The 12,591-nt window shown below is 45.3% G+C and carries 15 protein-coding genes; 3 read left to right on the top strand and 12 right to left on the bottom strand.

Features of this window, described 5'->3' with window-relative positions; translation table 11 throughout:
* Window positions 1-10 precede the first annotated feature (10 nt).
* Complete coding sequence (locus ACTRXF_RS05685; protein WP_474260973.1) at window positions 11-472, bottom strand: GNAT family N-acetyltransferase; 462 nt, start codon at window positions 470-472, stop codon at window positions 11-13.
* A gap of 265 nt (window positions 473-737) precedes the next feature.
* Here ACTRXF_RS05685 and ACTRXF_RS05680 point away from each other — a divergent pair, with 265 nt between their 5' ends.
* Window positions 738-1,598 (top strand): Cof-type HAD-IIB family hydrolase, encoded by an 861-nt coding sequence (locus ACTRXF_RS05680; protein WP_474260972.1) that lies wholly within the window; start codon window positions 738-740, stop codon window positions 1,596-1,598.
* Between the two features lie 235 nt (window positions 1,599-1,833).
* Here ACTRXF_RS05680 and ACTRXF_RS05675 read toward each other — a convergent pair whose 3' ends face one another.
* The 3 genes from ACTRXF_RS05675 to ACTRXF_RS05665 all read right to left on the bottom strand — a co-directional run bounded on the left by ACTRXF_RS05675 (window position 1,834) and on the right by ACTRXF_RS05665 (window position 5,018).
* A complete protein-coding gene (locus tag ACTRXF_RS05675; RefSeq protein WP_474260971.1) occupies window positions 1,834-3,297 on the bottom strand; it encodes a catalase in 1,464 nt (487 codons plus the stop codon).
* Between the two features lie 272 nt (window positions 3,298-3,569).
* Window positions 3,570-4,346: an alpha/beta fold hydrolase gene (locus ACTRXF_RS05670; RefSeq protein ID WP_474260970.1), complete on the bottom strand. Its 777-nt coding sequence runs from the start codon at window positions 4,344-4,346 to the stop codon at window positions 3,570-3,572.
* An 81-nt stretch (window positions 4,347-4,427) separates the two neighbouring features.
* Complete coding sequence (locus tag ACTRXF_RS05665) at window positions 4,428-5,018, bottom strand: HD domain-containing protein (protein ID WP_474260969.1); 591 nt, start codon at window positions 5,016-5,018, stop codon at window positions 4,428-4,430.
* A 91-nt stretch (window positions 5,019-5,109) separates the two neighbouring features.
* On the opposite strand from ACTRXF_RS05665, the gene ACTRXF_RS05660 reads away from it, so the two are divergent.
* Window positions 5,110-5,745 carry a YIP1 family protein gene (locus ACTRXF_RS05660; RefSeq protein ID WP_474260968.1) on the top strand — a complete coding sequence of 212 codons (636 nt, stop codon included), beginning with the start codon at window positions 5,110-5,112 and terminating at the stop codon, window positions 5,743-5,745.
* A 20-nt stretch (window positions 5,746-5,765) separates the two neighbouring features.
* On the opposite strand, the gene dinB is transcribed toward ACTRXF_RS05660, so the two are convergent.
* Window positions 5,766-6,884, bottom strand: coding sequence for a DNA polymerase IV (gene dinB / locus ACTRXF_RS05655; RefSeq protein WP_474260967.1), 1,119 nt, complete (start codon window positions 6,882-6,884; stop codon window positions 5,766-5,768).
* A gap of 209 nt (window positions 6,885-7,093) precedes the next feature.
* On the opposite strand from dinB, the gene ACTRXF_RS05650 reads away from it, so the two are divergent.
* On the top strand, window positions 7,094-7,363 hold the full coding sequence (locus ACTRXF_RS05650) for a glutaredoxin family protein (protein ID WP_474260966.1): 270 nt from the start codon (window positions 7,094-7,096) through the stop codon (window positions 7,361-7,363).
* A 268-nt stretch (window positions 7,364-7,631) separates the two neighbouring features.
* Here ACTRXF_RS05650 and ACTRXF_RS05645 read toward each other — a convergent pair whose 3' ends face one another.
* The 7 genes from ACTRXF_RS05645 to ACTRXF_RS05615 all read right to left on the bottom strand — a co-directional run bounded on the left by ACTRXF_RS05645 (window position 7,632) and on the right by ACTRXF_RS05615 (window position 12,513).
* Window positions 7,632-8,072, bottom strand: coding sequence for a PH domain-containing protein (locus tag ACTRXF_RS05645; RefSeq protein WP_474260965.1), 441 nt, complete (start codon window positions 8,070-8,072; stop codon window positions 7,632-7,634).
* Window positions 8,073-8,085: 13 nt separating this feature from the next.
* Window positions 8,086-8,448, bottom strand: a complete 363-nt coding sequence (locus tag ACTRXF_RS05640; RefSeq protein ID WP_474278255.1) for a hypothetical protein — start codon at window positions 8,446-8,448, stop codon at window positions 8,086-8,088.
* Between the two features lie 111 nt (window positions 8,449-8,559).
* Complete coding sequence (locus ACTRXF_RS05635) at window positions 8,560-9,174, bottom strand: hypothetical protein (RefSeq protein ID WP_474278253.1); 615 nt, start codon at window positions 9,172-9,174, stop codon at window positions 8,560-8,562.
* A gap of 61 nt (window positions 9,175-9,235) precedes the next feature.
* Entirely contained in the window at window positions 9,236-9,580 is a 345-nt protein-coding gene (locus ACTRXF_RS05630; RefSeq protein WP_474278251.1) for a nuclear transport factor 2 family protein, read from the bottom strand.
* 109 nt (window positions 9,581-9,689) lie between these two features.
* Window positions 9,690-10,637, bottom strand: a complete 948-nt coding sequence (locus ACTRXF_RS05625) for a hydroxymethylglutaryl-CoA lyase (protein WP_474278249.1) — start codon at window positions 10,635-10,637, stop codon at window positions 9,690-9,692.
* Window positions 10,638-11,840 (bottom strand): CaiB/BaiF CoA transferase family protein, encoded by a 1,203-nt coding sequence (locus ACTRXF_RS05620; protein WP_474260959.1) that lies wholly within the window; start codon window positions 11,838-11,840, stop codon window positions 10,638-10,640. It lies immediately after the preceding gene.
* Between the two features lie 49 nt (window positions 11,841-11,889).
* The gene (locus tag ACTRXF_RS05615; RefSeq protein ID WP_474278380.1) at window positions 11,890-12,513 is read right to left on the bottom strand and encodes a FadR/GntR family transcriptional regulator; all 624 of its coding nucleotides are present in this window, start codon (window positions 12,511-12,513) and stop codon (window positions 11,890-11,892) included.
* Between the last annotated feature and the right edge of the window lie 78 nt (window positions 12,514-12,591).

Genomic DNA, 12,591 nt, shown 5'->3' with positions numbered 1-12,591 from the left:
CCCCATCCTCTTAAAGCTCTTTATGCACTGTAACCCGTTTTGGTTCATACCCGATTTTTTTATAGAAGGCTTCTGCTATATAATTCTGTGCCAAATAGTCCAGCTCAAGCCTATCTGCCCCGTAGTCCCGCGCAGCATATTCCGCCTCTTTCATTAAAAAAGCTCCGACGCCCTGGCCCTGGTGTTGATCCTTCACTACAATCTGGTAAATGTAGCCGTAGTGCGAGGGACGTTTAAAATCGCTGCCTTTTTCTTTGCGAAGCTCAAGCCAGACGTACCCCAGCGGCTCTTCGTCTTCGACAGCGATAAAAAACATGTGGCAGTCGTCAGCGAGCTTTTTTTCAAAATATGATTGAGCCGACGGCTGATCATAAGGGAAGAAAAGTTCAGGATGAAGGTTTACGTGCCATTCGTGCAGTGACTGATTTAACTGGCTGAGCAGCACCGGGTCTTCTGTTCTTTTAATGTACATAACCACGCCCCCTATTCAATATCCTGCGCATTCTTTTTCCTTTGATACCTTCTTGTCTTACTTTTCCATATCCTTCTACGGCCATTAAAAAGATTCTCCGGACATGAGCAATCCAGGATTTTTACACATCTTCCGAACGAAGCTGTATAATCATGTTACCATTATTATACAAATTTTTGCGCGTAATTTCGTTGTTCACGATATTTTATGTTAAAGTATAAAAGGTTTATGCTTTTAACCTCGTCTAGTAATGGGAGGACACAACATGTTTTCAATGGTCGCAATTGACTTGGACGGCACTCTTTTAAACAGCGAAAACCAATTAGATGACAAAACGATACAAACACTTGAAACAGCGGCCGGAAATGGCCTTGATATCGTTATTGCTACAGGCAGAGCCCACTTTGACGTATGGAATATACTTAAAAACACTTCTCTTCACCCGTGGGTGATTTCTGCGAACGGGGCTGCTGTTCATTCTCCCGCCCGTGAGTTGTATATCTCTGTGCCACTTCCAAAGGAGACAGGGATGGAAGTACTTTCATGGCTGCATCAGCACGAATTCTATTATGAAGCGTTTACAGAAAAAGCAATCTACACTCCCCACAACAGCCGGGAGCTGCTTCAAATCGAGCAGGACCGTATTAAAAGCGCCAATCCTCATGCAGATACAGCTTCCATGCAGAAGGCAGCGGAACGGCAGTACAGCCAAACTGGATTTTCTTTTATTGAAAGCTATCTCGATCTGCATGATATGAACGTTTCCCTGTATAATATTTTGGCGGTCTCTTTCATCGAAGAAAAGCGCCAGACAGGCATTGACCACTTTAAAAACCGGGAAGATTTAACCCTCGTTACTTCAGGTGATCATAATTTTGAGGTTGAACATACGGGAGCTTCGAAGGGGCTTGCGCTTGAAAGACTTGCTACAGAGCTTGCTGTACCGTTAAAAGATACTGCCGCCATCGGAGACAATTACAATGATATCAGTATGCTAAAAACAGCCGGCTATGCCGTCGCTATCGGAAACGCTGTGGATGAAGTCAAAACCATTAGCGACCATATTGTTGGCACAAACGACGAGCACGGCGTTGCGGAAGCTATTACATACATGCTGAATTCTTAAACGATGCATTTTTTCATCTGTCTTTATCATACCACGTGCTGAAACATTTTCGTCTTTCTTTTCAAAATATAAACAGAGGCGCTGAAACTTCACTGCATAAGCCGGGTTCCGAAGAATTTCTTTGGATCCCGGCTTTTTTCATAAAAAAATCCCGTGCCTGAAAAGGCACGGGTGCAAGTTGTGAGTGGATGATGCATAAAATTAAAATTGGTGATTGCGCAAACGGTGATACTGCTTACGCTTCTTCTTGCGGTACTTTATAGCCGAGTCCTTCTGCAATGCGGCGTCCGTAGTCTGGATCCGCTTTGTAGAAGATTTCTAATTGACGTTTAATAATTTCATCCTTGCGGACTGGTTTCATGTGGCCCACAAATGCATCAACGAGACGCTGCTTTTCGTCCTCGCTCATCATGCGGTACAGGTCGCCTGCCTGCGTGTAGTGATCGTCGTCAGGATAAGGTGTGCTTGCAACCTTGCCTTCTACATCAAACGGGCTGATTTCTGCTGCCGCGTCTTCAGTAGGACCACCGTAGCTGTTCGGTTCATAGTTTTTCGAACCGCCGCCGTTGTCATCTGTACGCATAAAGCCGTCACGCTGATAGTTGTTTGTCCCGCTTACTGGTTTGTTAACCGGAATCTGCTCATGGTTCGCCCCTACGCGGTAACGGTGAGCGTCGGAGTAAGAGAAAAGACGTCCCTGCAGCATTTTATCTGGAGAAGCCTCAATGCCAGGTACGAAGTGTCCCGGAGAAAACGCAGCCTGCTCTACTTCTGCGAAGTAGTTCTCAGGATTTTTGTTTAATGTCATACGGCCGACTTCAATACGTGGATAGTCTTCCTTCGACCAGATTTTAGTTACATCAAACGGATCCCATTTGTACGTGAGTGCTTCTTCATAAGGCATGATCTGTACATACAGTGTCCAGGAAGGATAATCTCCTGCTTCAATAGCATTGAATAGATCTTCTGTATGATAGTCCGGGTTTTCCCCAGCTATTTGATTTGCTGTTGGCTCGTCAAGGTTTTTAACGCCCTGATCACTGACAAAGTGGTATTTTACCCAGAATGCTTCTCCCTGGTCGTTGACCCACTTAAATGTGTGACTGCCGTAGCCATTCATGTGGCGCCACGTTGCCGGAATACCACGGTCACCGTGCAGATACGTGATCTGGTGCAGCGACTCTGGAGAAAGGGACCAGAAGTCAAATGCCATATCCGGATCTTTCAGGTGCGTCTGCGGGTCGCGTTTTTGTGTGTGGATGAAATCCGGGAATTTAATAGCGTCACGAATAAAGAAGATTGGCGTATTGTTACCTACGAGGTCGTAGTTACCTTCTTCTGTATAGAATTTCACGGAGAAACCGCGCGGGTCACGTACTGTGTCCGCTGAACCGGATTCGCCCGCCACTGTGGAAAAGCGGATGAACATTGGTGTTTCTTTGCCTTTTTCGCTTAAGAAATCAGCTTTGGTATATTTAGAAATTTCATCGTTTGTCACTTCAAATACACCATGAGCACCGCCGCCTTTTGCGTGAACGACACGCTCAGGAATGCGCTCGCGGTTAAAGTGAGCAAGTTTTTCTAAAAGGTGTACGTCCTGAATAAGAGTGGGACCTCTGGTGCCTGCTGTCAACGAGTTCTGGTTATCTCCTACTGGAGCACCTGAACCGGTTGTTTGTACATTTTTACGATCAGCCATGCTTTCATCACCTCTTAATTATTTTCATATTCCATATGATAACATATCCCACATAAAAATCAATATTATTTTATAACAATTTTAATCTGGGAAATAGCTTTTCAAACCTTTCACACCTTAAAAACAGCTTAAACCCTTCAAAAACCATTATTTCTATCGACTCAATTGAATATCTGCCTCTTCAATTGAAAATCACAGCGGCTCTCCGGCGTTCTGAGCAAAAGAGCAGGCCGATTCGTTTAGTAAACGTGCTCTTGCTCTTTTTATCGGCTTTATTTCAAAAATTCTCTGACTTCTTCTACGAATCGTTCATGCTCTTCAACGTTTATGCCGTGACCCGAATGTTCATATTCCACAAACCGGCACGAAGGAATCAGATCAGCTATTTCCCTCCCGTATTCCGGCGGATTCAGGCCGTCGTATTTTCCGCTGATCACAAGTGAGTCCGCTTCTACAAAAGGAAGCTGGTCCCGGAAGTCAAACCCCTTTAAAGCATCAGACGCTGCCTGCTCTTCTTCGGCATTCAGCTCGACAGCACGGTCTTCGATCTGCTTTGACCAATCCTGTACCTTGCCAATATCATGATAGATATACATCGAGGCTTTATTTAGTTTTTCACGGTGGGAAAGACCGCTCAGCTCGGCTTCATGCTCAGCAAACAAGCGCGCCGTGGAAGACGTTTTTCCATGTGCTTTCGGTGCTGTTAACACAAGTTTCGCCACTCTTTTTGGAGCTTCAACAGCTACACCCTGAGCTATATAGCTCCCCATTGAAACACCGACCAGGTGAGCTGATTCAATACTGAGCTCATCCATCATGTGCAGTACGTCCTGTATATGATCTTCCAATGTATATGCTTCAGGCTTGTCTGACCTGCCGTGCCCTCTCATATCAAGTGCTATAACGCGAAATTGGTCTTTCAACTGATCCATTTCACGTTCAAACATCGTGTGATCTCCAGTCAGTCCGTGCAGAAAAATAACAGGATATCCCTGGCCCGCTTCTTTATAATACAAAGTGACTTTGTCCGCACTGCTCATCGTCGACATCTCTTCCATCCCTTCTAAATATCACATTGGGAAAATTGTACCATAAGATATTTCCGGGGTGTTAGTTGAACGTTGCTCTAGTCAATCCTCGCTTGTGAAATACCCCTCATTTAACGCTTCATGCCACCAATGAGCAAAAATTTCTTCTGCAGCAGGGCTGCTGTTTTTCCATGTCTGTGCCCGGTTCTCCACGTCCTGCGGCCGGACACCGTTTTTTCTCCAGGAAGCTCCGTTGGTAAAAATATTCTGTCCCATAGCCTGCATCCGGTCAAGCGAACGGGCAAAGTCTGCCTCGGTACTCTTTTCCTTTTCAAATTCACGCCATCTTTCCATGTACCAACGCCCGAGCTCAGTCGGAAGCCTGCTTTTTATCTTTTCCGCTGCCTGCCATTCCCTTTCTTCCTGATCTTTTTTACCCTCTTCGTTATACGCAAACGTATCGCCGGCATATATTTCCACCAGGTCGTGTATCAACAGCATTTCCACTACTTTCGCAATGTCCATATCCGGATCAACCTCCCGATACAAAAGCAGGGCATACATGCATAAATGCCAGCTGTGCTCTGCGTCGTTCTCCCGGTCGCCATCCTTCTTTAATGAAGCACGCTGAATGGATTTCATTTCGTCAAACAGTTCCAGTGTTTCTAAAATAGAAAATAGCCTGGCATTCACGGCCCAACCTCCTTATACAACCTGTTTTCTTTCTTCAAACTATTGTACACTAACATTAGATGGAAAAAAGATACATTAAGGAAAGCGGGGAATGATCATTATGAATCCCAGGCAGCTGTCAGCTTTGCTTACTGCACCCCGAAAAACGTACCGGCAATTAAGCGATCATCCAAAGCTTCACTCCACCGCCCTTTGGATCGTTATCATTGCCGGAATGTCTCAGGCCTTTGCACAAAACACCCGGGAAACGGCACCGCTTGAAACGGATTCCGCTTTTTTTACGTTTCTGGCAGCAACCGGTATTATCGCCGCGTTCCTTATATTTCAAATTGTCACTTTTTACTTGAATGGACTGATCCTAAAGCTCGTTATTTTGATATTCCAGGGCAGTATGAACGCCCGGGAAGCCCGGACTATTTACGGACTCTCCCTTTTTCCGCAGGCTATCATTTTCCCCCTCATTTGTTTACTATACATCGGACAACTTGCGGGCAATGATGACACGGCTACGATGCTTACAGCCATCGCCGGGGTTCTCACAGCCGCTGCTTCTATTTGGACTATTGTCACCCAGGTGAATTTAATTTCCGCCGCTGCCGGCTTCTCCGGCGGTAAAGCGTTCGGGGCATTTGTAGTGTTTGCCCTGTTACTGACGCTTCTCATTTTTATTATAGTTATGCTTTTAGCTTTGATAGCTATTTTCTTCTTCGGCGTCTTCTCCAGTTAATCAACTAAAACAGCTGCGTTTTAAAATAGACGCAGCTGTTCGTAATTAACTGTTTTGTAAACCTTGCCACGACCTCCCGTTACTTCTCCCGGACCGTAAAATTCCGAAGCTGTAACTCCCAGAAGCCGGACAGGATCTCCCCCGGAGACCCCTTCCTCGAGTAAAAGACGCAGAGCCTCGAGGAGCTCCGCACGATCATTGCTCGGGTGCTCGAGCGTGGACCGGCGGGTTATCTGCTGAAAATCAGCAAATTTTATTTTCAGCACAATACATTTGGCTCTTATGCCGTCCTTTTTCAGCCTGGCCAGCACCTGATCAAGCAGCTCTTCAATGACTGGAAGCATATCCTGCACAAGCAGAAGGTCCTGCGAAAGCGTCGTCTCTTTTCCGAGCGATTTCCGCTCCCTTTCCGGATTCACCAGACGTTCGTCGATTCCCCGGGCCTGACGGTAAAAAACATGACCCTGCTTATGAAACAATTCCACGAGCCTTGCTTCGCTCAGCTGCTGCAGGTCTTCCCCGGTTGCGATGCCGAGTGAATCAAATTTTCGTTTGGTTACCTTTCCCACTCCGCGAAAATCACCAATGGAAAGAGCCTTTACGAAAGCATCCGCCCGGTCTGGAGTAATAACTGTCAGACCATCCGGCTTATCATAATCCGAAGCCGTCTTTGCAAGAAATTTATTATATGAAACACCGGCAGAGGCAGTGAGACCGGTCTTTTGATAAATTCTTTTCCGTATCTCTTTAGCTGCGAGCGTAGCGGACGGGAGGTTCCAGTGGTTTTCTGTCACATCGAGATAAGCCTCATCCAGGGAAAGAGGCTCCACCAAATCTGTGCAGTCATGAAAGATGGCCATAATTTCACGCGAAACCTCTCTGTATTTCTCCATGTTCCCTTTAATAAAAATGGCCTCCGGGCACCTTCGGTAGGCTTCGTAGGAAGACATAGCGGAATGAATACCGTACGGCCTCGCTTCGTAGGAGCATGTAGCCACGACACCTCTTGACCAGGGAGAACCTCCGACTACTAGAGGCTTGTTCCGTAAACGGGGCTGGTCGCGCTGTTCAATGGCTGCAAAAAAAGCGTCCATATCAATATGAATAATCTTCCGGAGCTTTTGTTCCTCCTGCTTCATTTCCTACGCCCCCTTATACGCGCAGTTTTCTGTTCCTTCTATTATAGCGGACAATACCTCTTTTCACAAACGTACGTTCTTATTCAATAGTATTCTACGGCCTGGCCCTCTGTCCTCTCCATTGCGTTCTCCGGCACTTTGGTATACTATCATAATCGTATAAATACAAAGGCGCCGCGGTACACCCACACCCGATTGGAGGAATATATATGAATTATGAAGTTCAGATTTTTACCCAGCCAAACTGCTCCTCCTGTGCTAAAGTAAAAGGCTGGTTTCAGGAAAACCGTATTTCTTTTATTGAAAAAGATATCGTCAATGACCCACAGGCGAACCAGGAGTTCGGTGCATTAAACGAAAAATTCGTTCCCATTACTATTATTGTTACGGACGACAAAAGATATCAGGTCGTCGGTCCAAATCTGAAAAAAATAAAAACGCTTGTTACTACCGTCGGAATATCCGGCCAAAGCAATTAATGCTAACGGCATTCAGCACTGGTTTTAAGCCAGTGCTTTTTTATATTTATTGAACAAGATCCTTTAGGCCCCGCTGTTCAAATAAAGATGCTTGCGGTTATGCCTCCCGGGGTAAATACCTATAACAGCAGGAATTTGCAGCGAAGGGAGGAAGATTCGTGCCTACAGTGCTTTTTATCGTAACGATAATTATTGCCGGAATGGTTTTAGCTTCTATTGGGTTCTATTTCCTTCGTAAATTTTACGACAAATTATGAAGAAGGACCGTTCACCGCGTGAACCGTCCTTCTTTTGGCATTTCAATATTTTTGTTTTTCGCAGCCAGTTTCTCCAGAAACAATGCTTCGTCTTTCGGTGCAATATGCTGATGACGATTTCCCTCCTGGTAAATCACCTTCAGCCTTTCCGGGGTTGCCCCCTTAATCCATCCGGGCACCTCTTCCACCCGTTGAATAGAGTCATAAGGAATACGCAGCCGGATTAAAAGAGAGGCGTGGACTGCCAGATGCTCTTCGTGCAATTCATATTTTGTGAAAAATACAATCTGTGTCACTAAAATGATAATAACCGCATCAATTACAGCTCTCAGGATGGTCCCCGGCCCTCCATCATACATAAACAGAGCCTGAAAAATAGAATACCCCAGCAGCACAATAGCTATGACCGCAAAGGCGGACAGCAGTCTGCTTCCTTTCGCTCGAAACACCATTATCCGGTCTCCTCTAGTTTTTTTTATCAGAATCGTTTGGTTTCAACCCGTACTTATAAACAATAGGCATAAGAACCATTAAAAGCATCGAATTCGTAAACAGCGGAAGAAAGATTTCGTGAGCTTCCATTACGACCCCGATAAATGAAACAATCAATACCGGCGCCGTTGCCACCAGTATGGTAATTAGTTCGCGTTTTGCACTCCACAGCTGTCTGCTGTCCGCTATTGATAAAATGAGCATCCAGTACACCATGAACGCAAGCGGCATCATGGCATCGATAAGAGGCTGATCCAGCACAAAAAAGAAGACCAGACGCACAGCCGATAGTATAGCTAAAATAACAATAATTAATTGACGAAATGACGACTCCAAGATGTATTCGCTCCCTATTCCCTGCTTTTTGCCGTTCTCGGCTTTACTGTAAACAACGCAAACCCCAGAATCATCCCTATTACATATTTCATCATGCTGTTCTTCCTTCCATTAAGGACGGAATTCCAGATAGACACCGTTTGGATCCTGCACAGTCTCCGTCTCTTCCGCTCCCTGAATAACTACTTTTTCAAGTTCGAAGGCACGCTTTTCCTCCCAGGCAGGCACTAGCGCTTCTGCACCCAGAACGGTCAGCCAGTCGTGTGAATCATAAGGCTCGGGACTGGTAATGAGGACAGACTGCACCTTCTCTTTTCCTCCAATAGGAAGCTCTTCCGCCCAATCAAGCTGAATCTTCGGCCCGGTAGGCGGCTGTAGGAAGGTTCTTCTTTCTTTTTTGTTGATCCCCCATCCATGTTCCTTTGCACGCCGAAGAATACCGGCATGTTCTTCCCCATTTACACGATAGCCAAAGTAGCCGAACGTATCCATTCTTCCTGCGCCAAAGGTGACCCTCACCTGGCCGAGACTCATTTCTATCATCCGGAACGTTAACCCTTTATGGCGGAAGTCATCCCACCCAATAGGCGGGTCATACCGTTTAATACGATAATTTTCCAGGGCAAAGCGCCCTACTACTTCAAATCCATGACTGCTGTAAAAAGCTTCTGTTTCTTCTACCTCTGTTGTCCAAAAATGGTAATGGAATAGTTCCACATTGTTCACCTCTACTGCCCTTCTGCAGGCTGACTGCACTCGTGCCGAAAATAGCAATTGTGTTCTGCTTCTATGGCTGGTTTGCTTTTTTGGGCGTCCCCTGATGGAAAACAAGCTCCCAGCTGGAGGCCGTCTTCCGCCATATAGAACTGCGCAGCGAAGTCCCCAGCTCGCTCGTTACGGTATAGGTTGCCAGGTACAAATGCTCCGAAAGCGGTTTTGTTTTATAGTCAGCCACCGTTCTATGGACGGGACGCTCCTCCTCTAAACCACAAATCACATCTTCCCGGGTAAAAATCCGGCCGGATGCTCCGATTTCCTGGAAATCCTTTGCCAGCAGCCGGCTCACTTCCACAGCCGACCGCCGGATACTTGGCTTTAGCAGGTCTTCCTCGAGCTGGCGTATGTCTTCCATCAGTCTTCACCCTCCTTATGTATGCGACCTGACCATACGTAAAAACCCGTATCTACATCAAATGATACGGGTTTTTCCACAGGTTTTTCAACTTTTATTCATTAAATTTCTAATTTACTTTATTTTGCGATTCTACTTTATCATGCAATTGGGAATTAGGTCCGGCTTGAAGCATATAACTGCCTCCATCATGACCTATTATATTCTTCACTTCTTTGGCAGTCTGAATAATTTTTTCAAGGTTGATACCAGTTGCTATCCCCATCTCCTCCAGCATATGCACTACATCCTCTGTAGGGACATTTCCAGTAGCTCCCGGCGCATAGGGACATCCCCCCAGCCCTGCTATTGAGCTGTCAAAACGACGTATTCCCTGTTCCATGCCCGCAGCCATATTAGCTAACGCAAGCCCTCTTGTGTTGTGCAAGTGCATCGAAAATGTCATATCGGGAAAAGCAGCCTGCAAATCCTGAAGCATATGATGTACCTGTTTAGGATTTGCCATACCGGTTGTATCTGCCAGGGATACTTCCTGAACATTCATTTGTTGATACCTCTTGAGTATTGGATATAATTGCTTTTCAGTTACTCTTCCTTCATACGGACAGCCAAAAGCTACTGAAATCGATCCACCAACGGTTACTTTTTCTTTTTCTGCCAGCTCTGCGATTGGTTCCAATTTTTTTTGAGCTTCTTCCACCGTAGCATTTGCATTCGACAAGCTATGGGAATCCGTCGCTGACAGCATCAGCTTCAACTTTTTAATGCCTGCGCCAATGGCTCGTTCTGCCCCTTTTACATTAGGCACTAATGCCCTCATTTTCATCGTGGATATGTTCTGGACAGCCTGTACCACCTCTTCAGCGTCTTTTAATTGTGGAATCGCTTTAGGATGCACAAAAGAGGTCACTTCCATGGAGGAAACCCCCGTTTCGGCTAACTTACGGATTATCTCTATTTTTTTCTCTGTAGGAATCCATTCGTCTTCGGCCTGAAAACCATCCCGGGGAGCAACTTCACACAGTTCGATTGAGTCAGGGTATCTGGTCTCTGCCATTTAAATCACTCCTTCTTCTTTTAAGCTTTGAATATCCTCTTCAGACAACCCAAGACCTTCTCCCAGAATTTCTTCATTGTGCTCTCCCAAATCCGGGGCCCGGTGACGAATACTGCCGGGCGTTTTCGAAAATTTCGGTACTACTCCTGGAATCTTAACGCTGCCGAGGCGTGGATGTTCAATCTCCACAATATTTTCCCGGGCTTGATAGTGGGGGTCGTTGAAAATGTCTTCTATTGTATAAATAGGACTGACCGGCACACCATATTCATCCAACTTATCCATTAACTCTTTTTGAGTATGAATTTTTATCCAGCCCGAAACAATTTTTTGCACCTCATCGTCATGCTCGAGACGCACTGCGTTAGTATAATAACGATCATCCTCCAGCATATCTTTTCTGCCCATCGCTTCTGCAAGCCGGTCGAACGTAGAATCTGTGCTGCATACCAATACGACAAATTTATCGTCTTTGGTACCATACGTCCCTGCTGGGCTGGAATGACCGGACAGCCCCGGGCTGCGCTCGCGCACTTTATTATTCTGATCATACTCAGCTACCAGAAATTCCAGCATACGAAACATTGACTCGTATAAGCCCATATCAATCGACTGTCCTTCTCCGTCTTCGTTAACATCACGGTGGTAGAGAGCGCTTACAGTTGCCAGAGCAATATAAATCCCAGTAATGTAATCAAGCAGGGAATATGCAGGGCTTACCGGTGGACGGTCTGGGAAACCGGAAATGCCTGTATGTCCGCTGAAGGCCGTTCCTGGTGTTCCAAAACCAGCCTTTGAGCTGTAAGGGCCGGTCTGGCCGTATCCCGAAACCCGGGACAAAATAATTTCAGGGTTTTGTTTCTTCATTTCCTCGTAGCCAATCCCCCATTTTTCCAGCGTACCGGGACGGAAATTTTCTATAACTACATCGGATTTAGCAATTAACTTTTTTAATACTTCTTTTCCTTTTTCCGTACGGATATCAAGTGTTAATGATTTCTTATTCCGTGCAAGACCCGGCCAGCGCAGAGGTTCCTCGTCTTTCCAAGGCCCAACTGTACGAAGAGTGTCCCCTTTGCCAGGGATCTCCACCTTTGTCACTTCTGCGCCAAAGTCAGCCAGCAGCGTAGCACCGAAAGGCGCCGCAATCATCGTTGATAAATCCAAAATTTTAATTCCTTCTAATGGCCCACTCATGTTCATTTTTAACTCCTCCTATTAGATCGATCTAATAAATTAAAAAAAATATAACCTAATTTTCCTTAATATTTATTTTCAGGTACTGCAAATGATTCCGCATGGATTTTTCGGCTTTTTTTCCTTCTCCATTTTTTATATGACGGAATATTTCTTCGTGTTCTTGTTGGGCTTGTTTATATCTTTCTTTATTTTCCATCATTTTACTGCGCATCTTATAGATCATTTCTAAATTCGATTTCATCATTGTTACAAAAACAAAGTTTCCAGAGGCTTCTGCTATCGAAAGATGAAAGCTTTTATCCACATTAGTGTCTATTTGAATCGATTTCATGTTTTTCTCTATTTCCTCAAGTTGTTCTAATGTCGCTCTTTCACTGGCTAACCGGGCAATATTAGGCTCAAGTGTTTCTCTTGCCTCAATGAAATGCAGAATCGCTGTTTGTTCCATTGCTTTTACAGGATCATAATTGAAGTCCTGCTGCTGATAAATACTTTGTAAATATCGGCCTCCCCCTATTCGGGAAACGATAATACCCTTTGATTCAAGAACGCGAAAAGCTTCTCTCAGAGACGTCCTGCTGCAGCACAGTCTTTCGGCAAGCATCCTTTCAGCCGGCAGTTTGTCGCCTGGAAGCATAGTTCCTTCTTCTATCAGCCGCAACAGTTCTTCTTCAATAAACTCATACTTTCTTTTTTTAGTTTGGTTTTCGATTCTAACTCATACTCCCTGGAAAACATAATATTGGGCTAACCA

This window comes from Marinococcus sp. LNHM3E3-2.2 (assembly GCF_056034385.1).
This window is presented reverse-complemented; position numbering and strand designations above follow the sequence as displayed.